Source organism: Nonomuraea sp. NPDC003709, from assembly GCF_040610775.1.
GTDB classification, from domain to species: Bacteria; Actinomycetota; Actinomycetes; order Streptosporangiales; family Streptosporangiaceae; genus Nonomuraea; species Nonomuraea angiospora_A.
Genome location: NZ_JBEXMW010000010.1, coordinates 193,402 through 216,349, shown reverse-complemented (window position 1 = coordinate 216,349; position 22,948 = coordinate 193,402). Strand labels below are relative to the sequence as shown.

The window sequence follows — 22,948 nt, the reverse complement described above, 5'->3', positions numbered from 1 at the left end:
GAACCGGCGGCTCAGGCCTGTAGGCGGCCCGCCGGATCGGGGAGGCGGGTCGCTCGTGACGGGTCGAGCGAAGCGGGCTACTCCTGGCGGGACCGCCACAGGCCGATGGCGGTGACCCGGGAGTCCACCCCTAGCTTGGCGTAGATGCGATTGACGTGGTTCTTGACCGTCTTCTCGCTGAGGAACAGCCGTTGAGCGATCTGCCCGTTGGACTGACCGGTGGCGATCAGATCCATGACCTCGGCTTCACGCTTGCTCAGGGACGTGAACACGCTATCGAACGCTGCGTCGTCGACTCTCATCCGGCCTCCGGGTGGCGCGCAGACGGTCAGATCGCCGATGGCCCCCGTGCTTCCGGCGTTAGCGGTAGACAGCGAGCATAACTCGCAATGTCATGATTTGGGGCCGTTGTTGGGAGAAAACGACAACGGCCGGCCCCGAAGGACCGGCCGTGCCTCGTTGGGGTGAGTGAAGGGACTTGAACCCTCGACATCCAGGACCACAACCTGGCGCTCTGCCAACTGAGCTACACCCACCATGGCCACCGCTGTGTGGTGGCACAGGAAAAGTGTAGCGGGGTTCGGGAGTCTTTACGCCACTCCTTTAGCCGCTGACACGCTCAGCCAGGGATCTCGCGGTCGCCGAATCGGGCCCCGGCTGGGCGACGAAGATTGCCGCGCGGTAGTAGCGAAGCTCCCTGATGCTCTCCGTGATGTCCGCCAGAGCCCGGTGTCCGCCCTGCTTCTCGGGTGCCGCGAAGTAGACGCGGGGGAACCAGCGGCGCACCAGCTCCTTGATCGACGAGACGTCGACCATCCGGTAGTGCAGATAACCATCGACCCCGGGCATGTCGCGCGCGATGAACGTGCGGTCGGTGCCGATCGAGTTGCCGCACAGCGGCGCCTTCTTCGGCTCGGGGACGTGCCGCCGGATGTAGTCGAGCACGACCGACTCGGCCTCCGCCAGCGTCACACCGCCCGCCAGCTCGGGCAGGAGCCCCGAGGCGGTGTGCATCTCGCGTACGACCTGCGACATCTGCTCCAGCGACTCCGGCGGCGGCTTGATGACCACGTCGACGCCCTCGTCGAGCTGATTGAGCTCGCTGTCGGTGATGACGCACGCCACCTCGATCAGCGCGTCGCGACCCAGGTCGAGCCCGGTCATCTCGCAGTCGATCCAGACCAGCAAGTCACTCATTCGATCTCCTCGCCCAGCGGCTCGGAGCAATCCGCCCGCTTGTTACCCCACCAGCCTAGTGCCACTCATTAGGCGGGCTTGAGCGAGCCGAGAACCTTGGCCAGCACGTCGGTGCCCAGATTGTCGGGAATGGAGGCGTACATGATGGCCGGACGCTGCCCGTCGCCACGGTCCATGAGGACGATCGCGCCGTTCTCCTTCTTCCATTTGTAGCCCTTCTCCTCCGAGACCTTGGAGAAGTCGAGCTGGAACTGCAGCACCCAGGCGTCCTTGTCGCCGATCTTCATCGCCTTGTCCTCCACCACCTTGGTCTCGTGAGCGACCTGGTAGAACTTGGTGGAGAAGTCGACGAAGACCGCCTTGGCCGTGTCGCCCATGCCGGAGGCGCCGGAATAGGGATAGAGCTCGTTGAGCAGGCCCGTGTAGATGTTGCCGATCCAGTCGCCCTCGCCGTCGTACTTCGCCTGCGAGACGGCCTGCAGCCCGCTCGACCACAACTGCTGGGTCGGGGTCGGGTTGGAGCCGTTGATCTCGGCGGCCTTGGGCACCGTCCAGCTGTCGGGCACCTGGAAGGACAGGCCGGCCTGCGGGTCGGTGATGCGGCCGCCGACCGGCTGGGGCAGCTCGGTGACTCCCTGGGAGGGCGGCTCGTTGGACGGGGGCTCCTGGCTCGGCGGGTCCTCCTGCTCGAACGTGTCGGCCGGTGTCGGCAGCGACGCCGTCGGGCTGGTGCTCCGGTTGACGAAGAAGATGCCGGCCACCACGATCAGCGCGACCACCACCAGGGCCGCCAGCCCCCCGAACACCCAGGGCAGCGGGTTGGACTGCTTGGGCGGCGGGCCGTAGTTCACGCCGGGCAGGGGCGGGCCGCCCCACTGGGTGGGCGCCGCGGGCTGGCCGTAGGTCCCCTGACCGTACGTCGGCTGGCCGAACTGGAGCGTGGGGTTCGCGGGCGTCGCCGACCAGTCGGGGCTCGACTGGGGCTGCGGCTGGGGTTGCGGCTGCGGCTGCGGCTGTGACTGGGGCTGGGGCTGCGACGGGGGCTGCGGCTGCGGCCCGGAGGGCTGCTGCGGGGGTCCGCCCGGCCCGGGCTGCTGCTGCGCATGGAGGGCGTCGGTCCACTGGGTGCCGTCCCACCAGCGGAGCTGGGGCTCTCCGTACGGGTCCGGGTACCAGCCCGCGGGGGTCTGCGTGGTCATGTTCGCCAGATTAGTAAGAACCTCATTGATATGCATTGTTGCGAGGGCATCAGCACTTGTACGTGAAGCTGGCCTTGTCGCTGCGGACCGGGCCGGGCGTCAGGATCCGCAGCGTGGCGGTGGCCTTGACGTTGCTCCTGCCCTGGAGCGTCCACCGGAGCGGCACCTCGTACGTCGTCTGGTCCGCCTTCGTGCGCAGCGTCCCCTTGACGACCTCCTTGTCCAGGTTCTTGCGCCACTCGTAGGTGATCTCGCCAGGCGCTCCGTTGGTGACGACCGTCCCGGTGATCAGGACGGCCTTGTCGCAGCCCTGGGTCTTCTTCGGCGCCACCACGTCGATCGACTCGACCGCCAGCTCCGGCGTGTTCCCCGCGTAGAACCAGGCCAGGACCGCCCCCGCCATGATGACCGCGAAGAGGGCCGCGGAGGTGATCGTGCGCCGCCGCCGCGCCCGCGAGGCCTTGGCGAGCCTGACGCCGGGACGGTGCTCGGTGGCGGCCTGGTCGCGCCCGGCCCGCCAGATCCGCTCGGCCGTCGTCTCCGGCCGCTGCTCCTGCGTGCCGATCCCCGGCCCGAACTGCACCGGCCCCGACGACCGGCCCGGGACGTGCAGCAGCGTGACGATGTCGCCCTCGTCCCTGGGCGGCAGGACGGGCGGCGGCGCGTACGCCCGTGCCTGGGCGAACGCCGACCTCCCGCGGGCGGCCTGCGCCAGCTCCTCCCGGCCGGTGGCCCGGCCGGCAAGCAGGTCGCGGGCGGCGGCCAGGCCCAGGGTCCCGGCCGTGGCCGCGGCGCGTTCGAACAGCTCGGCCTCCTGCCGGCCCTGCCCGAACGAGGCGGCCAGCCCGCGCGCCAGCGACGCCCACCCGGCCGCGTCCCGCTCGCGAGGCGCGACCCGGCCGCGGATGGCGTCGGACAGCCCGCGCTCGGACAGCAGCGGGGCGCCCTCCGCCGTGATCACCACGGTGCCCGGGTGCACGGACCCGTGCGTGACCCCGGCCGCGTGCAGCGCGATCAGCGTCTGGGCGGTCTCCACGAGTACGGACGCCGCACCCGCCGGGCCGATCGGCCCGGCGGCGAGCAGATCGGACAGAGTGGGGCTGACCGCCTGCGCGGTGAGCAGCCACACCTGGTCACCCGCCGCCACCACGTCGGCCACCGGGATCAGCCCGGTCAGCCCGCCCAGCACCAGCCGCTGGTCGGTCATGACCGCGTGCACCACCCGGTCGCGCACGCCGGGCAGGGCGATGATCTTCGGGTCGAACAGCAGCGCCCCCGCCCTGCGGCCATCGGGTGAGATCGCGTCGATCCAGTTGCCGAGCTCGGTCATCCAGGTGTGTTCAGTGAGCCGGAAACCGGCGATCCCGTGTCCAGGGTTGTTCATCCGCCGTCCCCCCGGCGCGTCTCAGCGCTTCCTTCTGTGGCGTCCCGCCATACGGCGTCTCACCGCAAGTGTGACCGGAACCGCGCCGGACGTCATCAGGCCGAAGGCGATCAGCGCGGCCTGCGCGTCACTCCCGCGATCGATCCGAGGCTGTTCCGGCGACGGCTCCCCTTCGCCTCCGCTTCCGCCCTCGCCCCCCTCGCCGCCGTCGCCGGGAGGCGAGCTGGGCGTCGGGGCGGGCCGGGTCGGCCGGGTCGGCGGGGCCGTGGTGGCGGGAGGAGGCGTCGGGGTGGGCGCGGCCGTGGTCGGCGGGATGTCGCCCTCGGGGTCGTGGGGCGTGCCGGTGATCCGGGACTGCTCCGGAGACGGGGTCGGGGTCGGCTTCTTGATCTTGGGAGGTGTCTTGACGGGGGTGGCGACGGCCTTGGGCGTGGGCTTGCGCGTCGGACGCCGCGTGGGGCGCGTGGTGGCGGTCGGCTGTACGGGCGGTGGCGCGGCGCTCTGCGTCGGCGTCGCCTCCGGGGTGGTCGCCTCGGCCGAGGGAGTGGGCGTCGGCTCCTCGTCGGTCTCCTCGGGCTCCGGCGTCGCGGGCACGGCCGTGGTCGGGGAGACCGTATTGGTCTGCGCCCGCAGCACCGGAGTGTCCGACGAGGCGTTGGCGATGACCACGACCACGGCCACCAGCACGCCGACGGCGGTCGCGCCGATGGCGATCTTCGCGGGCAGCTTGCCGAGGACGCGCGACGGGTCGCGGAACCGGGTCTCGGCCAGCGAGGTCTGCGTCTGGGCGGGCTCGTCGAGGGCGGTCGGGAAGAGCAGGACCAGCAGGCCGGCGAGCGCGGCCAGGCGGCGGCGGCCGCGCTCCTCCCAGTCGGGCCCGTACCCCTCGGCCGCGACCGCCTCCAGCTCGCTCAGGAACGCCTCCGCGGACGGCGGCCGCTGCGCCGGCTCCTTGGCCAGGCCGCGTTCGACGAGGCTCTGCAGCGGCGCGGGCACCTCGTCCACCGGAGGGGGCGAGCTCTGGTGCTGGCGGGCCAGGGCGGCGACGTTGGGGGCGCGGAAGGGCCTGGTGCCGGTCAGGCACTCGAAGAACACGACGGTCGCCGCGTACACGTCGGTCGGGGGCCCGGAAGGGCCGCCCGCCCACTGCTCGGGCGCCATGTACGGCGGCGTGCCCGCGGCGCTCGCGCCCTCGCCCGCCTTGACCGCGATGCCGAAGTCCACGAGCTTGCTGGTGCCGTCGCCCTGGACCATGACGTTCTCGGGCTTGAAGTCGCGGTGGACGACGCCGAGCGCGTGAGCCGAGGCCAGACCCTGGAGCGAGCCCTTGAGGACGGTCAGCGCCGCCTCAGGGCCGGTCGGGCCCTCGGACCTGAGGATCTCGCGCAGCGACACCCCGCTGATCAGCTCCATGACGATCGCCGCGCCCCGGCCGGACTCGACGTAGTCGATCAGCCGGGCGTGGTACTGGCTCTGGAGCGTGCCGAGCAGCCGGGCCTCGTGCCGGAAGCGCGCGACGAACCCCACGTCGTTCTTCAGTTCGTCGCTGAGGTACTTGATCGCGACCTCGACGCCGTCGAGGTCGCGCCTGGCCAGGACCACACGCCCGGACGCACCCGAGCCCAGCTCGCGGATCTCGGTGTAGCCGGGGACCCCCCACTGGCCTTCACCGTGCATAACGGTCTCCTCTGGAGTCTGCCGGGCCCCCACCCTCATCAAACGGCCGTAGCTTAACCAGAGGGAACCGCTTTCCCGCTACCGATATCCCTATTAGTCAACAATGTCACCCAATGTTGTCGTCTGTGCCGGGGCTAGGTGTCTTGCTTGGCTCCTCCTCTTTGGGAGGATCCTCCTCCCTTGGGCACTCCTGAGTGGCCCCGCTCGCGCTGTCGCTCCCGTTGCCGGCCGCCGGGTCGGTGGAGGCCGTCACGGACCACTTCGTGCCGCAGGGGAGCTTGACGGAGTGGCTCAAAGTCCTGGTGTACGACGTGTCGCCGGACAGGGTGACCGACTCCGTGCCCCCGCCCTCGCCGGCCGAGAACGACACGACGAGGCGTACCGGCTCGGTGCTCGACGTGGTCACCGAGATCGTCGCGACGAGCCCGCCCTCGCCTTGACCGGCCCTGACGATCGAGACCCGTTCCACCCGCGGCGGGCAGGGCACCGAGGCCCGCGCGGTGGCGGTCCGGTCACCGGCGCGCACCCGCACCGACAGGGTCGCGCCGCACGGGCGGGACCTGAAGGTGTGGGCGAACGAGCGCGCGTAGGAGGTCCGGCCGGACAGGGTCGCGGAACGGGTGCCGACCGGATCGCCGTTGACCGCGAACTGGGCCTCGACGGGGATCTCCCCGGTGCCGCTCGCGGTCACCCGCACCGCCGCTTCCGCGGTGCGGCCCGGCGCGTCCGGCAGGTCCAGAGAGACGCGCAGGCCGGTCACCCTCGTCGGGCAGGGCGGCACGGCCAGCGAGGCCGTCCTGGCGCCTCCTGGGGCCGCAGGGGAGGTGGCGACGGTCAGCGTCACCGTGCTGCCGCACGGGCGCTCGCCGATGGACCAGGAGAGCGTGCGGGTGTAGGACCTGGCGCCGGCCAGGCGCAGGCGCTGGGTGCGGCCGCCCGCGCCGGGGGCCGACCAGGTCGCGGTGGCGATGACGGCGGCGGTGCCGTCGGTGCGCACGGTGACCGTGGCGGTGGCGTCGCCGTCCTCGTCGACCGTGAGGCCGCCCACGTTCACCCCGAGCACCTCGGTCGCGGGCTCCGGGGTGGGAGTGGGGGTGGGCGTCGGAGTCGGGGTGGGGGTCGGCGTCCGCTTGGGGGTGGGGGTGGGGGTCGGGGTGGCCTTCTTGGTGGGTTTGGGCGTCTTGACCGGTTTCGTGGCGGTCGGTGTGTTGACCGGGGTCTTCACGGGGGTGTGTACGGGCGTCTTTATCGGGACGACCGCCTTGGGGGTGCTCGCGGGCGTCGCCTTCGGGGTGACCTCAGGTGTGGTTTCGGGTGTGGTCTCGGGCGTCGGCTCCGGCGTGGTCGGGGGATCGGCCGCCGGCTCCGTCGTGAACTGCGAGGGCGGGACGGCCGCCGCGGCGCCGAGTTCCTCCGTGGGCGGCGACTGGCGGTTGGCCAGCACGACCACCACCGCCACGGCGGTCGCCACGGCCACGGCTCCGGCCATGGCCATGCGTGTCGCGTTCGAGCGCAGGCCGCGGAAGACCGTCCGGGCCAGCGAGGTCGTCACCTCGGGGACGGGCGTCTGCGCCGTGGGCAGGAGCAGGGCCAGCAGGGCCACGAGCGCGGCCAGGCGGCGCTTTCCGCGCTCCTCCCAGTCCTCGCCGTACGCGGCCCTGGCCATGGCCTCCAGCTCCGCCACGAACGCGTGCGCGCTCGCCGGCCGCCGCGCCGGATCCTTGGCCAGCCCGCGCCTGACCAGCTCGCGCACCGGCTGCGGCGCGTCGTGGAACGGCACAGGGGCGTGCACGTGCTGGTAGCCGAGCACGCTCGGCTCGGTGGAGCGGTAGGGCCGGTGCCCTGTCAGGCACTCGAAGAAGACGGCGGTGGCCGCGTACACGTCGGTCGCGGGCGAGGCGGGCAGCCCCTCCCACAGCTCGGGCGCCATGTACGGCGGCGTGCCCTCGGGGTGCGTGAGCGTGCCCTGCCGCACCGCGATGCCGAAGTCGACGAGCTTGCTGACCCCGTCGTCCCTGACGATCACGTTCTCGGGCTTGTAGTCCCTGTGCACCAGCCCGAGGTCGTGCGCCCTGGCCAGCCCGAGCAGCGACCCCTTCAGCACCACCAGCGCCGCCTCGGGCTCGGTCGCGCCGTTCTCGCGCAGCAGGGCCCGCAACGAGACGCCGTTGACCAGCTCCATCACGATGGCCGCGCCACCGGTGTCCTGGACGTACTCCCACATCGTGGCGATGTTCGGGTCGCGCAGGGTGGTCAGCAGCCGCGCCTCGGCCTGGAACCTGCCCAGCGCGGCGGGATCGCGCAGCAGTCCCTCGGAGAGGTACTTGATGGCGACCTTGACGCCGGTCTCGTCGTGGACGGCCATCGCCACGCGCCCGCTGGCGCCCGCGCCGAGTTGCTTGACTTCCGTATATCCGGGAGCGCTCCACTCCATCGCCGTCTCCCATCGCCATCAGGAGCAGGTGTTGCCTGCTCAATGGAACTACTCCCGATGGAGGATGTGAACAGGCGCGTCGATACCTTCTGGGAGCATCGGATCTGGCTCGGGTTCGCCCCACGTGGTGACCAGGGGCAGCACCCCGGCCCAGACCGGCAGGTCGTAGTCCTCTTCCTCGTCCTTGGGCGCCCCGCGCCTGATCTTGACCGACGCCTCCTCCAACGACAGGGCCAGCACGGCGGTGGCGGCGAGCTCCTTGCGGTTGGGCTGCCTGACGTAGTCCCACTGTCCCGGCGCGAGCTGCTCCGACAGGGCCCGCAGCCCCGCCATCCGCTCCTCCGGATCCGTCACGAGCCGGGCGCGGCCGTAGATGACCGCCGAACGGTAGTTGACCGAGTGGTGGAAGACGGAGCGGGCCAGCACGATCCCGTCCACGTGCGTGACCGTGACGCACACCTCGCCTCCGTCGGCGGCGCGCAGCGTCGTGGCCCCCGTGGAGCCGTGCAGGTAGAGGGTCTCGCCGATGCGGCCGTAGCCCGTGGGGACGACCATGGGGTGGCCGTTCACGACCACGCCCAGGTGGCAGACCAGGCCGGTGTCGAGCACCTCGTGGAGATCGTTCCTGTCGGTGCTGCCCCGCTCCTTCGAGCGGCCGAGCGCGGTACGGGAAGTGGTGGAGAGCATGATTCGACCGTAACCAGGAAGTGGACCTATCCTGTAGGGCCACTATCGAGCCCTTCGCAGAGACCACTTCCGTGCGTACCCATGTTGACCTGCCCGTTTCCCTTTCCCGTGACTCGGACGCGCCGCTGACCGCGCAGCTCGCCGACTGGCTGCGGCGCGCCATGCTGGACGGCACGCTGGCGCCCGGCGAGCGGCTGCCGTCCACGCGTTCCCTGGCGACCCAGCTCGCGGTGAGCAGGACCGTGATCACGGAGGCGTACCAGCAGCTGTACGCGGAGGGGTGGCTGGACGGGCGGCACGGCTCCGGGACGTTCGTGGCCGACATGGAGGTGGCCCCGCCGCCGCGCGAGCAGACGCCGTACGTGCCCGCGCCGCCGCCCGCCCCCGCCGACTGGATCGACCTCACACCGGGCCAGCCCTGGGTGCGCGACTACGACCCGGCGGCGTGGAAGCGGGCCTGGCGCAAGGCCGCCGACCTGCCGCCGGGCGCCGACCCCACCCCGTACGGCCTGCCGCGCCTCAGGGAGCTGCTCGCCGACCACCTGAGACGGGCCAGAGGCATGGCCGTCGGCCCCGAGAACATCCTGGTCACCCGGGGCACCGGCAACGGGCTCGACCTGTGCGCGCTGGCCCTGCTCGGCAACGGCACGCGGGCCGGCGTCGAGGACCCGGGCTACCACGTGGCGTGCACGGTCTTCGCGGCCAGGGGCGCCCAGGTGGTGCCGTGCCCGGTGGACGAGGACGGCGTGATCGTGGACGGGCTGCCCGGCGACCTCCGCGTGCTCTACACCACGCCCGCGCACCAGTACCCCCTGGGCGGGCGGCTCCCGATCCCGCGCAGGGAGCGGTTGCTGGCCTGGGCCAGGAGCACGGGCGCGACGATCGTCGAGGACGACTACGACGCGGAGTTCCGCTACGACGTCGCCCCGCTGCCCGCCCTCTACGGCCTGGACCCCTCGCGGGTCGTGCTCCTCGGCACGCTCTCCAAGACGCTCGCGCCCGACGTGGGTGTCGGCTGGCTCGTCGGCGATCCCGAGCTGGTCGCCGCCATCGCCCGCCTGCGGCGCAGCGTCGGCGACCGTACCAGCGGGCCCGTCCAGCAGGCCGTGATCAACCTGCTGGAGTGCGGCGACCTCGACCGGCACCTGCGCAGGATGCGCCTGGAGTACGCCCGCCGCCGCGCCGCGGTCGTCGAGCTCCTGGGGCCCGTCTGCCGCCTGCGCGGCGACACGGCCGGGCTGCACGTGGTGGCCGAGCTGCCGTCGTCGGTCGAGCCGTACGTGGTCGAGCGGGCCAGGGAGCGCGGGGTCCTGCTCGACTCCATCGGCCGCCACCACCACGGGCGGGCGCGGTTGCACGGCGTGGTGATCGGCTACGGCTCCGCCTCGCTCGCCGACGTCCGCCGCGGCTGCCGCATCCTCGCCGACCTCATCCGTTCCACCCACCCCCACTGACCCCCGCCGGAGTACGTCGGGTGCTCAGGGTGGATTTGAGTAGCCGAGCTCTCGCCCCCCACCCCACCCCCGAAGCATGCTGAACCCCATGAAATGGTGGCTACTCCTCGCGTCCTTGATCGTCACCCTGCTGACCGTCTGGCTGATCCTCTACGCGGGCGTGGCGCCGTCCACGCTCCTCTCCCTGGGCGCCGGCGCGATCAGCCTGCTCTGGCTGGTCGTCGTCCTGACCGTCCCGTGGAACCTGTGCCTGGCCGCCCGCCAGGTCCTCCACGAGATCCAGGTGTCCAGGGAGGCCGGCATCGAGGTGGCCCAGCACCGCGAGGACGAGGCGCGGCGCATCGCCCGGCGCATGCTCGTGCTCGCGATCTCCGGCCACGTCGTCTCCGCCGCCGTGATCGCGGTCGTCACGTTCTTCGCGGGAGCCCAGCTCGGCTACTACTTCTCCGGGTTCTACCTGCTCGCCACCGCTTTCCGGCCGATCGCGGCGTACACGAAGCACCTGCGTGACCGGGTCAGGACGCTCGGGCAGGAGGTGCGCTACCCGCGCGCGGACGTGATCTCCCTGCGCGACCGGGTGTCCGAGCTGGAGACGGTCATGAAGGGCCTCAAAAGGGACATCGACGACCTGAATGCCGCCCGCCAGGGTCTGGAGCTGGCCGACCACGATCTGGGCCGCCGGATGACGCTCATGGCCCGCCGGTTCGACGAGACCGTGGACGGGCTGAACGACAACCAGGAGGTGATCACGGGGCTGAAGGCGTTCCTGCGGCTGATCAGGGCGGACCTTGCGTAGGAGCCTCGAGGTCGCGCAGGACGGGCAGGGCGCGGGCGGCGTACACCGGGTCCACGGGCAGCACGTGCCGCGCCCACCAGCGCGCGGGGCCGGGGTCGGGGGAGGGCTCGGTGAAGGCGGGGGCGTAGTCGTCGTACGGCGGGTCGTACAGGTAGCCCGTGGCCACCCCGCGCCGCTCCAGCTCGGCGATGGCCGCGTCCCTGTCGCGCACCAGGAGCGGCACGCGGAACAGTGGCCGGCGCACGTCGTCGCGCACGGCGGGCGCGACCGTGGGCAGCTCGGCCAGGGCCGCGACGCCCGCGAGCCGCCGTCCGCGGTCGGCGGAGACCTTGGCCAGGCGCCTGGACTGGTACCAGCGGGCCACGCGGCCGCGGCGGGCGCGGTAGTCGTGCAGGTCGGCGCGTACCCAGGGGTCGAAGGGCGGCAGCTCGGGGATCCGCTCGAGCGCCTGCTTCAGGGCCTCGGGCTCCAGGGCGATGCGGTAGCCCTCGCGGTCCTCCTGCATGCCGAGTGCCCGCATGAGCCTGAGCGCGGGGCGTACGAGGTCGAGCCTGAGCGCCACCTGGCGGGCCATCGAGGTGGCCACGCCGGTCAGGTCGGCCCGCAGGGAGCCGGGGGCCAGCAGGGCGTCACGGGCACGCTGGAGTGCGCGCAGGTCGGACTCGTGCTCGACGACCAGGACGCCGCCCGAGCCCGCCCCCGGGTGCTTGGAGAGGCTGAACACCCCGGCCTGGCCGAAGGTCCCCAGCGGCCGGCCGCCGATGCTCGTCTCCATGGCGTGCGCCACATCCTCGATCAGGATTTTTCCGGACATTTCTCCGGACAAGGAGGGGGCGTCGTCGGGCAGGCCGTACAGGTTGGTCGTCAGGACGGCGTCCACCGTGGCGAGGTCGACGCGGGAGACGTCGATGTTGCCGTCGCGCGGGGACAGCGGCGCGATCACCGGGCGCAGGCCGGCCGCGAGCACCAGGAACAGGATCTCGTCGGCCGAGATCGGCGACATGAGCAGCCGCTGGCCCGGCTCGCACCAGTGGCGTAAGGCCAGGTAGAGGCCGAGGCGGTTGGAGGGGAGCGCCAGGCAGCGACGGCCGGTGCGCTCCTCGACGAGCCTCACCCCTGCAGGACGGTACGGAGCCGTCCGTAGGTCTTCAGCGCCCTGTCGGCGGTCTTGAGCAGGAACGGGTTGGCCATCACCGTGGCGCGCGTCTTGCGCACCGGCACCCGCATCATCCAGTGGACCCCGGCGGCCGCCCCGAGCCTGGCCACCCGCCCCTCGGCCACTTCGAGCTGGCCCGTCTTGAGCTTGTCCTTGTACTCCTTCTCGCCCCGGCCCATGTCGATCACCTGGATGCCGTTGGCCGCGGCCTGCTCGGCCATCGCCAGGTGGTGGATGAGGCCGGGGGAGTACTTGGCGAAGTGGGTGTCGTAGGCGGGGAACCACCCGGCGAGCGTCGTACGCGTGCGGAGACCGAAATGCCCGGCCACCGGCCGCCCGTCCACGGAGACCATGTCGAGCACCCCGGCGAAGCTGTCCGACTGGGTGGCCAGCAGCCGCTCGACCAGCTCCACGATCCACCGGTGCGCGAACCTGTCGGTGCGCCCGGTGCGGCGATATTGGTCGGTCTTCCAGCCGAGCAGCGTGTGCAGGGGCGTCAGGTCGGTGGTCGCGTAGTCGTGACGCATCGTCCCGGCCTCGCGCTGCAGCTTGCGGGATTTGGCCAGGGTGGTCTTGTACGTCTTGCCGGAGTGCTCCCGGAGGATGTCGGTGTAGTGCTCGTAGCCTCCGCGCAGGTCGATGATCGGCGACGGATGCCTTTCGTGCCGCTCGTTCAGCAGCGGCTGGCCGGAGACCAGATGGTCGAACTCGTACACCGCCAGCCCGCACTCCTTGAGGAGGCGGCGCGGATCGATGGGGAGCTCTTTGGCACGTACCATCCCCTGCGCGTCCGTCAGCCCCGCGGCGACCGGTTTGCCGATGCCCAGGGGATGTCGTTCAAAGGGGAAGAAACCGACGATGTCCGGGCCGTCGTAGAGGACCGCGACCCGTACGACATTTCGGAGTTCGCCTACCGCGATGGTGAATTCCGGGGACAAGAAGGGGCTGTCGAGCGCGGGGTCCGCCTCCTGCAGCTCTCTCCAGCGGCTCACTTCGGATTGTCCCAGCTCACGGGGCAGGGCAAGGGTGACGCGCATGGGCTCCTACCGTCGGCATGCCACTGTGTTTCAAGCTTGAGGGGGGACCTGTACAGCCAGGGTAAAGGTTATTACCAGAGCAGTCGTAACCGCAGGTCCCGAACGTTACCGAACTCTCAGGTGGTGTTCAGGACCGAGTGTCGTTCTAATGTGTGTTCATGACCGTACCTGGCATCGACTGGCCTGCACTGATCACGTGGATGGGCCGGAACGTGCCCGATGCGGGCGAGCCGCTGTCCGTCTCGCTGATCTCGGGCGGCAGGTCCAATCTCACCTACCTGATCGAGGCCCGCGACCGCCGCCTGGTGCTGCGCCGCCCACCGCTCGGCCACGTGCTGCCCACCGCCCACGACATGCGGCGCGAATGGCGGGTCATCTCGGCCCTGTCGGGCACGCCCGTGCCGGTGCCCTCGCCGATCGCGTTCTGCGCCGACGAGTCCGTCGTCGGGGCGCCGTTCTATCTCATGGGGTACGTGGAGGGCGCCGCCGTACGGACCCGGGAGGAGCTCGGCTCGCCGTCGCCGGCGCAGACGCGGCGGCTGTCGGAGCGGCTGGCCGAAGTGCTGGCGGCCATTCACGCGGTGGACTACCGCGAGGTGGGGCTCGGGGACTTCGGGCGGCCCGAGGGCTATCTGGCCAGGCAGCTCGAACGGTGGGGGCAGCAGTGGGAGCGGTCGAAGACGGCAGACCTGCCCGAGTATGACCGGCTCGTGGAGCGGCTGCGGGAGCGGTTGCCCGCCGCCTCCGACAGCACGCTGGTGCACGGTGACTACCGGCTGGACAACACGTTGATCCGGTTCGGGGAGCCGATCGAGATCATGGCCGTGGTGGACTGGGAGATGTCCACGCTGGGCGATCCGCTGGCCGACCTGGGGCTGACGCTGACGTACTGGCACGATCAGGGGGACGAGGAACGGGCGCGGATCCCCGTGGCGGGGGACGTGACGGTGGCGCCGGGTTTCATGAACGCGGCGGAGTTCGCCGCGCACTATGCCAAGGTCTCCGGCCGGGATATTTCGGATCTTGGGTTTTATGTAGCTTTCGGCAACTTCAAGCTCGCTGTCATCGTGGAGGGTATCCACGCCCGGTTCCGGCAAGGTAAGACCGTTGGGGAGGGATTCGACCGCATCGGGTCCGCGGTGCCCACGCTGATCTCCCGTGCGCATCGCATGCTCGACCAGCCCTGACGGTCGGCCTTCGCGAAGGACACCCCCGACGCAAGGAGCACGCCATGAGCACAGTTGCACTCATCACCGGAGCGGCCAGCGGCATCGGGGCGGCGGTGGCGCGGCGGCTGTCGGCGGGCGGAGTCAAGTGCGTCCTCGTCGACCTCGACGGCGAGGGCGCCGAGAGGCTGGCCAAGGAGGTGGACGGCGCGTGGCTGGCCGCCGACGTCAGCCGCGAGGAGGCCTCGCTGGAGGCGGTGGCGCTGGCCGAGCAGCGCTACGGACGGCTCGACCTGGTCCACCTGAACGCGGGGATCCCGGGCCGGGTGGACCTGGCGGACTTCGACCTGACGCGTTACCGCCAGGTGGTCGGGGTGAACGTGGACGGCGTCGTCTTCGGCGTCCAGGCCGGCCTCCCGCTGCTCAAGCGATCGGGCGGAGGCGCCATCGTGGCCACCTCGTCGCTGGCCGGGCTCGTGGGCTTCGCCGGCGACCCGATCTACACGATGACCAAGCACGCCGTCGTCGGCCTGGTCAGGGCGCTCGCCGAGCCGCTGGCCGCCCAGAACATCCGCATCAGCGCCGTCTGCCCTGGATTCACGGACACGCCGCTGGTGGCGGAGTCGCGGGAGATGTTCGTCAACGCCGGGTTCCCCCTGCTCACGGCCGAGGACGTGGCCGCCGCCGTCGAGTCCGCCTTCTACGCCGACACCCCCGGCACGCTCCTGGTCGTGCAGCCCGGCCGGCCGCCGGTCCCGTACCGCTACGCAGGGGTTCCGGGCCCCGTGGGAGGCCAGCGCCCCCCTGTCTCCTGAACGGAAACGGCAAGTGCCTTGCAAGTGGGGCGATTAGCCTATTAAGGGTCAGGCTCTTGTACGTTTGCAGTCTCTTGGAACGTTCGCAGCCCTCGCAGAATCCAGAGCCCTTGTAGGTTCGTGAGTCCTTGTACCTTTGCCGCAGCATGAGGAGCATTCGGTGATTCCGACTGACGGCCGGCACGCACGAAGACGATCGCCGTGGCCGCTCGCGCTGGGAGCGGGCGTCCTCGCCGTCGTCCTGGTGGCGGGCATCATGGTCTACGCGTCGATGCGCAGCCAGTCACGCAGCGTGTTCAAGGGCGAGGACGTCGCCACGACGCTCCCCAGCGAGCCCGCGCCGCAGTTGGAGCAGCCGCCCGCGCTCGACAACTGGCCGCGCTGGGGCGTCACCCACACCCAGTACAGCGCGGACAACGAGCCGCCGCAGGTTGTGGAGGAAGCCAGGGGCGTGCTCGGCCGGGTCCCCATGCTGCAGAACCAGCACATCATGGGCTGGGGCGTCGGCAACCCGGAGCCCAGTCCCGGGCAGTTCAACTTCCGTGACCTGGACCGGCGGCTGAAGTTCATGGCGTCGTCGCGGGCGGTGCCGGTGATCACGCTGTGCTGCGCGCCGGACTGGATGAAGGGCGGGCAGGCCGGGCGTACGGACTGGAGCAAGAACCACACGGTCGCGCCCAAGCGCGAGCATTTCGACGACTACGCCAAACTGGCCGCCACGGTCGCCAAGCAGTACCCGACGGTCAAGCACTACATGGTGTGGAACGAGTTCAAGGGCTTCTGGGACCCGTCCACGAACCGCTGGGACGCCGAGGGGTACACCGAGCTGTACAACAAGGTCTACGCGGCCTTGAAGAAGGTGAACAAGGACATCCAGGTCGGCGGCCCGTACATCCCCATCGAGACCAACTCCAAGGGCGGCCCCTCAGAGCTGAGCGGCCCGTGGGGCACGGTGGACCAGCGGGCACTGGACGCGATCACGTACTGGCTGGAGCACAAGAAGGGCGCCGACTTTGTCGTGGTGGACGGCGCGTCCATGACGAACGACCGGGGCAACGTACCCGACGATTTCGCCGCCCAGGCCAAGTTCGCCGCCATCACGACGTGGCTGCGGCAGCAGAGCAAGGACCTGCCCGTGTGGTGGGCCGAATGGTACGTCGAGCCGGAGAACTCCGGCTGGTCGGAGGCGAAGCGCACGGCGGTGCAGGCGACGGCGCTGATGGAATTCGCGAAGAGCGGCGTGACGACGGCCCTTTACTGGAACCCGCAGCAGAAGAGCGAAGGCGACTGCGCCGGCTGCCTCTGGAGCCCCAAGGTGGGCGGGGAGATGCCGATGGCGGGCCTGCTCAGCGGCTTCACCAAATGGTTCCCGTCAGGCGTACGCGTCGAGCCCGTGACAACCTCGGACCCCAAGATCAAGGCAATCGGCCAGGAACGCCAGGTGGTCATGGTGAACACCTCGGACCGCGAGGTCACGGCCACGGTCGACGGCCGCCAGGTAACCCTGAAACCCCACGAAATCAAATGGTCGGGCCGCGGCGGCACCTAAAGCACGGCCTTCCGCAGGGGGCGCTCCGCCCCCTTTTCGATCCCCCCTCAACCCCCGCTCGCTTCGCTCGCTTGAGGTCCCGCCGGTTGCGCGGTTACCCAGTGAGCCTTGATTAGCCCCGGGCGTGCCTCGCCTCCAGGCCGCAGACATGAATGAAGCCCCCTTGCCAATTAGCTCGATCGCGGTTGTGTGCAGCACATGGGAGACCTGGACGGCGACATCCGGATCGCTGATCCCGGGGTGGTTGCCGACGAGTTCGCGCTCTAGCGAGGGTCGTGCTCGGCGAGGAACCGCAGGCTTTCCCGCAGATTCCGCGATATCCGGGTACCGTCGGGCTGCTCCGTCGATGGCCCTCGCCGCCCTGGCTGACGCGCGCGGCCGTCGTCTTCCCGATTCGGCGCCTGAGGTTCGCCGGGGTGGGGTTTCTCTTCGGGGCTCGACGGGCGATTCTTTGAAGCGCCCTCTTCCTTGATTGCGGAAACTCTCACGACAGAGACCTTTCTACGTCTTCCCACCTGCGACGTTACGGTCATCCGTCGTGGTCGCACATCCCTCCGGGCGTGTGTGGAGGCTTCCGGCGCCTCGGTGTAGGGATCTTGGTGTGCGGGAGGAAGGAGGAGGGGCTTGGAAGGGATCAGAGCCCCTCCTCGGTGCTTCCGGCTAGAAGTCGAATTCGCCCTTGGCCATGCCGTCTTTGAAGGCGGCCCACTCTGGTGCGGTGAATACCAGGGCGGGGCCGGTGCGGTCCTTGCTGTCTCGCACGGCGACGCGTCCGCCGCTGAGGGGAGCCACTTCGACGCAGCTCCCGCCGTTGTCGCCGGACGCCTTGGCCTTCCGCCATGCGGCGGTTACGAGTTCGTTGTCAGTCTCCATACCTCTCCATCACCTCGCGAATGACCTGCTCGCTGACGTTCACTGGATGGGCCATGCTGCTCAAGGCATCCCATCGCACGTTGAGGGCTCGGACGCCGTCGAAGTGAGTGATCACCTCTCCCGTGAGGGCGCTCTCCAGGTAGCCGGTATCGGGTGAACCGACTATCTGGGCGATCTCGAATGCGCCCAGGAGGCCGGTGGTCATCCCTGCCGACAGTGGGACGATCCGTACCGTGATGCACGGGTGTTGCATAGCGGTGAGAAGGCGCGCGAGTTGCTCGCGCATCACGGAGGCCCCGCCGACCGGTCGAGACAGGACACCCTCATCGATGAGGGTCGAGTACATGGGTGGGTTCGGCGAATCGAACACTTCCTGGCGTTTGAGCCGAATCTTGACGGCCTTTTGCGCCTCATCGAGCGTGATCCCGGGTTTTCCCAGGAAGACCTGCTCGGCATACCTCTCCGTCTGGAGGAGTCCAGGAATCAAGGATGGTTCGGACGTGCGGATGGTGTGGGCGGTGGCCTCGATGCCGGGCCAGGGTCTGAACCACTTGGGGCCGAAGTCGCTGTGGATCTCGGGCAGCAGTTCCTTCAGTTCCCCATTCAGTCCGAGAACGCGCTCGATTTCCTCCGTGAAAGCCTCGCTCGGCGTGCGCTTACCGCGTTCGACGGCCCCTATCTGGCTCTCGCTGTAGGTGACCCCGGGAGCCGCCGCAAGGCGTTCCTGTGACAGCCCTTGACGTGTCCGAAACTTCCGCATCCGCGCGCCATACTCCGCTCGTGCGCGTAGGCCAGGTTCTTCTCCGTTTACGGTCATATCACGCCCCTTCACCTCTGTCTCCGCACGTCCCTACAAGGCCCACACACACGTGGCCGGTGGTTGGCGGGAAGTGAAGCCGCCTTTTGGAAACACAACGTAACCGCCTGACGCCATTCTGTGCAGTGGCTACGGAGTTTTAGGCCTGTGTAGCCCTCCACCTTCCGACCGCTCTTGTGTGCTTCGAGGTGATTTCCATGCGGCAAGGCGCGAGAGTGCCTCGGCGATTGCGGTGTGCCACGCTGCGGAAGGATCAGTACGCACCCCACCGCGCCAGGCTGGCCGTGAGGTCCTGGCTGGGGTCGGCGCATCCCGCGCTGCACGACACCGAGCTCGTCGCCTCCGAGCTGGTCACCAACGCTGTCCGGCACGCGCTCAAGGGTCCTGGTCGCGACTGGGTGCGCCTCCGTCTGGGCGAAGGTCTGGGCGAAGGTCTGGACGAAGCGGTGGCTTGCGTCCGCCTCGTCGTCACCGATCCCGGCAACCCCATGTCGGAGCCGGAGTGCCTGCCGCTCCCGGCTGACTGGAATGACTGGATCCCGCATATGAGGCGGCCCGGAGGCATGGGTATCGCCACCGTCGCCGCGATCTGCGACGGGACGTGGGGCACGTACCTCACCGAGCGAGAGGAACGCGTGGTCTGGTGCCACGTCCCCATTCGGTGATCCGTGAGGCCATTTCATCCTGAGCGGCAGTCTGGCGTCGCAGTATCCACGATATCCTGTGAGACAGGATATCGTGGATGTGTGAACATCACGGAGCCCATGTTCCTTGCGATGACCGCGCTGGCGGATGAGCCTCGGCACGGCTACGGGATCGTCCAGGAGGTCGATCGGCTGTCCGAGGGGAAGGTGCAACTCAAGATCGGCACCTTGTACGGCGTGCTCGACCGGCTCTCGGCCGCCGGCCTGGTCGAACTCGACCGGGAAGAGGCCCAGCAGGGACGGCTGCGGCGCTACTACCGGCTGACCGATGATGGCGCCAAGGCGCTCAGGGAAGAGGCCGCCAAGATGGCCGCCACCGCCGAGGCCGCCACCGCCCGCCTGCGAGCCAGGACGGCCGGAGGCGCCGCATGAGCCTGCTCGAACAGCGCTACCGCTCCGTCCTGCGCCTGCTGCCGGCCTCCTACCGCGCCGAGCGCGAGGAGGAGATGGTGGACGCGTTCATGGAGATGTCGGGCGAGGCGCCCGACGAGGCGAACCCGCGGCCCCGGTGGGGCGAGATCGCCAGCGTGCTCTCTCTATCCTTACGGGTGCGCCTCGGCGGCCCGGGCGCATCTCCCCGCTTCGTCGCCTGGGGTGCGGCCGTCCGGCTCGTGGCACTGCTCGGACTGGGCTATCAGGCCGTGGGCAGCGTCTACCAGTTTCTGTACTGGGGTCACGCGCTGGCGTTCGGGACGGACGTCGCGTGGACGGGCTCGCCGGGCTCCGTCGAACGGCTGGTGTCGATCGCCGTCTCCGCGGCGGACCTGTGCTCGGCCGTCGCGTTCGTGGCGATCATGCGCGGCCACGTCAGGACGGCGAAGGTCACGGCCGTGATCGGGGTGGCAGCCCCACTGGTCTACACGCTGATCCCGATGATCCTGGCCGGGCCCCTGAGCGACCGGCCGCTGTCGGAACCCGCGACCCTGGTGTTCACAGCGGCGCCGGTGATCGCGCTCCTGATGGGCTTCCACAGCGATATCACGCCGCGACGCCGGTCGTGGGCGGCCACCCTGTCACCGGCGGCCGCCGGCCTGGCGGTGTTGTGCGGCACCTGGCTGATCGTCGCCCTGAGACCGTACAACATGGACTGGCCCTACCTGTGGCTGGGCTTCGGCACGACGATCCTCGTATGGGCGGCGGGCGCCGTGGTCGTCCTCGCCCGCCGGAGCTCCCCGTCATGGGCACTGGCCATGACGGCCACCGGGCTGCTCCTGCTGATGGTGCGGCTGCCCCTGCTCGACAACCTTCCCGAGGGTGCCTCGTGGACGATGGTCTGCGCCCAGTGCGCGGTGCTCTGGGTTCTGTCCACCGCGCTCGCCTGGATGGGTGCGCGGGGCGTTCATCGGCGCGGCCCCGCAAGGCGGGTCACAGCCGGATCAGGTCGGCGACCTCCTCGGGCAGGCCGGGCGAAGTCATGACATGGCCCATTCCGGGCACGACGTGCAGTACCGCGCCCGGAATCGCGGCAGCCAGGGCCTCGCCGTGACCGAGCGGATAGACCGGATCCTGGTCGCCGTGCACGATCGAGGTCGGAGCAGTGATCGACGATAGCGGGGCGAGCAGGTCAGGGGCGTCCATCCACACGGCCCGGTGATGGTTGGCCGCGGCCGCCGGGTCGGTAGCCCGCGACAGCGCCAACTCCAGCATCGCCCGGGCGGCCGGCTCGTCGAACGGCCGGACCGGCCCGTTGAAGACCCGGAACAAGGCCACGTCGGACTCCACTCCCGGCGGCAGCCCGGCGGCCCTATGCGCGAGAAACGCCGGCGACGGCGGCGGTAGATCATCCGGGTCGGCCGGCTCCCCGGCCAGCGCCCGTGCCCACACCGGACCCGGATCATGACCCATCGGCGAGCTGGACATCACGGTCAAAGACCGGACCCGGTCCGGCGCGTACACCCCCAGCCATTGCGCGATCATGCCGCCCATGGAAGTCCCAGCCACATGAGCGGAGCCCAGTCCATAACCGTCCAGCACGGCCAGGCAGTCGCGAGCCATGTCTCCGATCGTGTACGGGTGAGCATCGAAGTCGACAACGCTGGACCGACCGGTGTCCCGATGATCGAACCGGATCACCTGAACCCCACGCTCAACAAGCCGACCAACCAGTGCATCAGGGCAGCTGACACCCTGAGCAGCCGATCCCATGACCATCAAAACAGCGGGAAGCCCAGGATCCCCGACCCGCTCAGTCCAAATCCGCAGCGGCCCGGAGGCCACAAATCGCTCGTGCGCATCCAACATGGAGGCACGGTAGCGGCTATCTGCTGCCGAACGCCGACATTTACCGATGGCCCGGCCGAGAACAGCGCGCCGCGACCGGTAGAACCGGTCGTACCTCAGTAACTGCCCTTCGCGCCCCGGCTGCCCCACGTCTGCTGCCGCCTGCCTCAGCTCCAGTGGCACGGTGGCGCCGATGCCTCAACTCGTCGACCGCATAGAGCTGAAAACGGTTCCGTGAACGTCGCGCGATCGGGCCGGTGAACGGCTTCTGACCTTTGTTTATACACTTCCAGCTTCGTTGAAGGGGAGCCTCGTCCGGGTGTCCGCGCGCTACGGTTCCGGCGGCGGTGACGGATGAGCGACGGGGAGCCGACGTGGGGCGCGAGTGGCGGATTCAGCCGGACGCTCTGGGGGATGGGGCACGCCGGGTGGAGGAGACCGCGGGGATCCTGACGGGGGCGGCCGCTGCGCTCCGGGCCGGGACCGAAGGGCTGGAGCCGTGGGGTTCGGGGGCGGTCGGCACGGCGATGGCCGCCGTACGCGATCTCATGGGGGAGGCGTGCGCGCACCTGGGGGACAACCTGGCGGGGACGGGCGCGGCCATGCGGGCGATGGCGGTGGAGGCCGTCGATGCCGACGCCGCGGCGGTTCCTGAGCGTGACCTGTAGCGGGGTTCCGGGCCCGGTCCGGGGAGGGCGACCGCGCTCGGCCTCGGCGAGGCGACGGGATGCGGCCTGGGGAAGGCGTCCAGACTCGGGCTCGGCGAGGCGACGGGATGCGGCCTGGGGAAGGCGTCCAGACTCAGGCTCGGCGAGGCGACGAGATGCGGGCTGGGGAGCGCGGCTGCGGTTGGGCTTGGCGAGGCGAGGAACGGCCTGGGCGGGGCGGCACCGGTGGTGCTGACGGCTGGGCCGGGGCTAGAGGCCGGGCTTCGGCTGCTCGGGGTGCCCTGGCCGGACGAGGACGAGCATGCCTTGCGCGAGGTCGCCGCCGCGTACCGGGCGTTCGCCGGCACGCTCGACACGCAGGCCGTCCCCACCATGACGGCGGGAGCGGCGACAGCCGCCGCGGCCGGTGACGGCGACGACGTCGCGGCGATGCGGGCCTACACAGCCGATTACCACCGCGAGGGCGGGCACCTCACCACGCTCGCCTCCCTGTCGCGCCTGCTCGCGGACGGCCACGAGCAGGCCGCCACGGTCGTCGAGCACCTGAAGGTCTTTCTGACCGCCTCCGCCGCGTACGTGGTGGCCGCCGTGGCGGCGGCTGCGATCGCGGGCGGCGCGGCGATGGTGGCCGCGTACCGGCAGGTGGCCGAGCGCCGGGTCGTCGTGCAGCGGGCCGTCGCGGCCTTCCGCCGCACCCTCGAACGCCTCTTCGGCCGTACGCTCGCCCAGAAGGTGCGCGACCGGCTGCGACCGCTCCTCGAGGCTCGCGCGCCCCGGGAGGCCGGGGCGGCGCGGCGCGGCAAGTCGCCCGCGGCGCCGAACGCGACCGTGCGCCAGCTGAAGGATCTCATCTGCCCCGACCTCGACCGCAGCGCGCTGAGCCGGGGAAAGACCGACCACTACGCGCGCCTGCCGGATCACAAGCTGCTCGAAGCGGTGTTCAAGCCGGGCGAGGACATGTACATCACGGTCAGGGGCCGGGTCGTGCTCGACGGCAATCACCGTACGGAGGCGCTGTTGCGCCGGGCGTACCTGAGCGACCGGCGCCCGGAGGACACTTCGATCACGTGGGACACCCCGATCCACATCCGCCGCCTGGACGACGAGGCGTGATG

General features: G+C 70.3%; 22 protein-coding genes and 1 tRNA gene. 10 read left to right on the top strand and 13 right to left on the bottom strand.

All coding sequences use genetic code 11. The features are described from left to right. Positions 1-77 precede the first annotated feature (77 nt). The 8 genes from ABZX61_RS29820 to ABZX61_RS29785 form a co-directional block, all read right to left on the bottom strand. A complete protein-coding gene (locus ABZX61_RS29820; RefSeq protein ID WP_235030925.1) occupies positions 78-272 on the bottom strand; it encodes a LuxR C-terminal-related transcriptional regulator in 195 nt (64 codons plus the stop codon). 188 nt (positions 273-460) lie between these two features. Then, a tRNA-His gene (locus tag ABZX61_RS29815) sits at positions 461-536 on the bottom strand. Positions 537-603: 67 nt separating this feature from the next. Then, on the bottom strand, positions 604-1,197 hold the full coding sequence (gene orn / locus ABZX61_RS29810) for an oligoribonuclease (protein WP_350728169.1): 594 nt from the start codon (positions 1,195-1,197) through the stop codon (positions 604-606). Between the two features lie 68 nt (positions 1,198-1,265). After that, positions 1,266-2,396, bottom strand: a complete 1,131-nt coding sequence (locus tag ABZX61_RS29805; protein WP_355199501.1) for a DUF2510 domain-containing protein — start codon at positions 2,394-2,396, stop codon at positions 1,266-1,268. A gap of 49 nt (positions 2,397-2,445) precedes the next feature. Further along, a complete protein-coding gene (locus ABZX61_RS29800; RefSeq protein WP_355199500.1) occupies positions 2,446-3,780 on the bottom strand; it encodes a hypothetical protein in 1,335 nt (444 codons plus the stop codon). 21 nt (positions 3,781-3,801) lie between these two features. After that, a complete protein-coding gene (locus ABZX61_RS29795) occupies positions 3,802-5,457 on the bottom strand; it encodes a serine/threonine-protein kinase (RefSeq protein WP_355199499.1) in 1,656 nt (551 codons plus the stop codon). 106 nt (positions 5,458-5,563) lie between these two features. After that, positions 5,564-7,891, bottom strand: a complete 2,328-nt coding sequence (locus ABZX61_RS29790; RefSeq protein ID WP_355199498.1) for a serine/threonine-protein kinase — start codon at positions 7,889-7,891, stop codon at positions 5,564-5,566. 48 nt (positions 7,892-7,939) lie between these two features. Then, positions 7,940-8,578, bottom strand: coding sequence for a pyridoxamine 5'-phosphate oxidase family protein (locus tag ABZX61_RS29785; RefSeq protein ID WP_355199497.1), 639 nt, complete (start codon positions 8,576-8,578; stop codon positions 7,940-7,942). Between the two features lie 71 nt (positions 8,579-8,649). Between ABZX61_RS29785 and ABZX61_RS29780 the strand changes: the two genes are divergently transcribed. After that, positions 8,650-10,032, top strand: a complete 1,383-nt coding sequence (locus tag ABZX61_RS29780) for a PLP-dependent aminotransferase family protein (RefSeq protein ID WP_355199496.1) — start codon at positions 8,650-8,652, stop codon at positions 10,030-10,032. A gap of 88 nt (positions 10,033-10,120) precedes the next feature. Further along, positions 10,121-10,828, top strand: a complete 708-nt coding sequence (locus ABZX61_RS29775) for a hypothetical protein (protein WP_355199495.1) — start codon at positions 10,121-10,123, stop codon at positions 10,826-10,828. Here the strand turns inward: ABZX61_RS29775 and ABZX61_RS29770 are convergent. Continuing rightward, complete coding sequence (locus tag ABZX61_RS29770; RefSeq protein ID WP_355199494.1) at positions 10,809-11,942, bottom strand: DegT/DnrJ/EryC1/StrS family aminotransferase; 1,134 nt, start codon at positions 11,940-11,942, stop codon at positions 10,809-10,811. The genes ABZX61_RS29775 and ABZX61_RS29770 overlap by 20 nt on opposite strands. Further along, positions 11,939-13,021, bottom strand: coding sequence for a GNAT family N-acetyltransferase (locus ABZX61_RS29765; RefSeq protein WP_355199493.1), 1,083 nt, complete (start codon positions 13,019-13,021; stop codon positions 11,939-11,941). The genes ABZX61_RS29770 and ABZX61_RS29765 overlap by 4 nt, the downstream gene beginning before the upstream one ends. A gap of 158 nt (positions 13,022-13,179) precedes the next feature. Here ABZX61_RS29765 and ABZX61_RS29760 point away from each other — a divergent pair, with 158 nt between their 5' ends. From ABZX61_RS29760 to ABZX61_RS29750, 3 genes are all read left to right on the top strand, one after another. After that, complete coding sequence (locus tag ABZX61_RS29760) at positions 13,180-14,208, top strand: phosphotransferase family protein (protein WP_350728159.1); 1,029 nt, start codon at positions 13,180-13,182, stop codon at positions 14,206-14,208. Between the two features lie 44 nt (positions 14,209-14,252). Then, complete coding sequence (locus ABZX61_RS29755; protein ID WP_350728158.1) at positions 14,253-15,002, top strand: SDR family NAD(P)-dependent oxidoreductase; 750 nt, start codon at positions 14,253-14,255, stop codon at positions 15,000-15,002. Between the two features lie 160 nt (positions 15,003-15,162). Then, positions 15,163-16,551, top strand: a complete 1,389-nt coding sequence (locus ABZX61_RS29750; protein WP_350728157.1) for a xylan 1,4-beta-xylosidase — start codon at positions 15,163-15,165, stop codon at positions 16,549-16,551. 660 nt (positions 16,552-17,211) lie between these two features. On the opposite strand, the gene ABZX61_RS29745 is transcribed toward ABZX61_RS29750, so the two are convergent. Then, positions 17,212-17,424 carry a DUF397 domain-containing protein gene (locus ABZX61_RS29745; RefSeq protein WP_350728156.1) on the bottom strand — a complete coding sequence of 71 codons (213 nt, stop codon included), beginning with the start codon at positions 17,422-17,424 and terminating at the stop codon, positions 17,212-17,214. Further along, complete coding sequence (locus ABZX61_RS29740; RefSeq protein ID WP_350728155.1) at positions 17,414-18,241, bottom strand: helix-turn-helix transcriptional regulator; 828 nt, start codon at positions 18,239-18,241, stop codon at positions 17,414-17,416. The genes ABZX61_RS29745 and ABZX61_RS29740 overlap by 11 nt, the downstream gene beginning before the upstream one ends. Positions 18,242-18,438: 197 nt before the next feature. Between ABZX61_RS29740 and ABZX61_RS29735 the strand changes: the two genes are divergently transcribed. From ABZX61_RS29735 to ABZX61_RS29725, 3 genes are all read left to right on the top strand, one after another. Next, positions 18,439-18,906, top strand: coding sequence for an ATP-binding protein (locus ABZX61_RS29735; RefSeq protein ID WP_355199492.1), 468 nt, complete (start codon positions 18,439-18,441; stop codon positions 18,904-18,906). Positions 18,907-18,987: 81 nt separating this feature from the next. Continuing rightward, positions 18,988-19,317, top strand: a complete 330-nt coding sequence (locus ABZX61_RS29730; RefSeq protein ID WP_355199491.1) for a PadR family transcriptional regulator — start codon at positions 18,988-18,990, stop codon at positions 19,315-19,317. After that, positions 19,314-20,363 (top strand): hypothetical protein, encoded by a 1,050-nt coding sequence (locus tag ABZX61_RS29725; RefSeq protein WP_355199490.1) that lies wholly within the window; start codon positions 19,314-19,316, stop codon positions 20,361-20,363. Before ABZX61_RS29730 ends, ABZX61_RS29725 begins: the two co-directional genes overlap by 4 nt. On the opposite strand, the gene ABZX61_RS29720 is transcribed toward ABZX61_RS29725, so the two are convergent. After that, the gene (locus ABZX61_RS29720; RefSeq protein ID WP_355199489.1) at positions 20,311-21,186 is read right to left on the bottom strand and encodes an alpha/beta fold hydrolase; all 876 of its coding nucleotides are present in this window, start codon (positions 21,184-21,186) and stop codon (positions 20,311-20,313) included. The two genes, ABZX61_RS29725 and ABZX61_RS29720, sit on opposite strands and share 53 nt — an antisense overlap. Positions 21,187-21,512: 326 nt before the next feature. Between ABZX61_RS29720 and ABZX61_RS29715 the strand changes: the two genes are divergently transcribed. Both ABZX61_RS29715 and ABZX61_RS29710 read left to right on the top strand, forming a co-directional pair. Next, complete coding sequence (locus ABZX61_RS29715; RefSeq protein ID WP_350728149.1) at positions 21,513-21,833, top strand: hypothetical protein; 321 nt, start codon at positions 21,513-21,515, stop codon at positions 21,831-21,833. A gap of 225 nt (positions 21,834-22,058) precedes the next feature. After that, positions 22,059-22,946 carry a hypothetical protein gene (locus tag ABZX61_RS29710; RefSeq protein ID WP_355199488.1) on the top strand — a complete coding sequence of 296 codons (888 nt, stop codon included), beginning with the start codon at positions 22,059-22,061 and terminating at the stop codon, positions 22,944-22,946. The last annotated feature ends 2 nt before the right edge of the window (positions 22,947-22,948 follow it).

Coding starts and splice junctions, on each gene's coding strand:
- orn (WP_350728169.1), bottom strand. CDS start 1,197: ATGAGTGACTTGCTGGTCTGGATCGACTGCGAGATGACCGGGCTCGAC.
- ABZX61_RS29805 (WP_355199501.1), bottom strand. CDS start 2,396: ATGACCACGCAGACCCCCGCGGGCTGGTACCCGGACCCGTACGGAGAG.
- ABZX61_RS29800 (WP_355199500.1), bottom strand. CDS start 3,780: ATGAACAACCCTGGACACGGGATCGCCGGTTTCCGGCTCACTGAACAC.
- ABZX61_RS29795 (WP_355199499.1), bottom strand. CDS start 5,457: ATGCACGGTGAAGGCCAGTGGGGGGTCCCCGGCTACACCGAGATCCGC.
- ABZX61_RS29790 (WP_355199498.1), bottom strand. CDS start 7,891: ATGGAGTGGAGCGCTCCCGGATATACGGAAGTCAAGCAACTCGGCGCG.
- ABZX61_RS29785 (WP_355199497.1), bottom strand. CDS start 8,578: ATGCTCTCCACCACTTCCCGTACCGCGCTCGGCCGCTCGAAGGAGCGG.
- ABZX61_RS29775 (WP_355199495.1), top strand. CDS start 10,121: ATGAAATGGTGGCTACTCCTCGCGTCCTTGATCGTCACCCTGCTGACC.
- ABZX61_RS29765 (WP_355199493.1), bottom strand. CDS start 13,021: ATGCGCGTCACCCTTGCCCTGCCCCGTGAGCTGGGACAATCCGAAGTG.
- ABZX61_RS29760 (WP_350728159.1), top strand. CDS start 13,180: ATGACCGTACCTGGCATCGACTGGCCTGCACTGATCACGTGGATGGGC.
- ABZX61_RS29755 (WP_350728158.1), top strand. CDS start 14,253: ATGAGCACAGTTGCACTCATCACCGGAGCGGCCAGCGGCATCGGGGCG.
- ABZX61_RS29745 (WP_350728156.1), bottom strand. CDS start 17,424: ATGGAGACTGACAACGAACTCGTAACCGCCGCATGGCGGAAGGCCAAG.
- ABZX61_RS29740 (WP_350728155.1), bottom strand. CDS start 18,241: ATGACCGTAAACGGAGAAGAACCTGGCCTACGCGCACGAGCGGAGTAT.
- ABZX61_RS29735 (WP_355199492.1), top strand. CDS start 18,439: ATGCGGCAAGGCGCGAGAGTGCCTCGGCGATTGCGGTGTGCCACGCTG.
- ABZX61_RS29725 (WP_355199490.1), top strand. CDS start 19,314: ATGAGCCTGCTCGAACAGCGCTACCGCTCCGTCCTGCGCCTGCTGCCG.
- ABZX61_RS29720 (WP_355199489.1), bottom strand. CDS start 21,186: ATGTTGGATGCGCACGAGCGATTTGTGGCCTCCGGGCCGCTGCGGATT.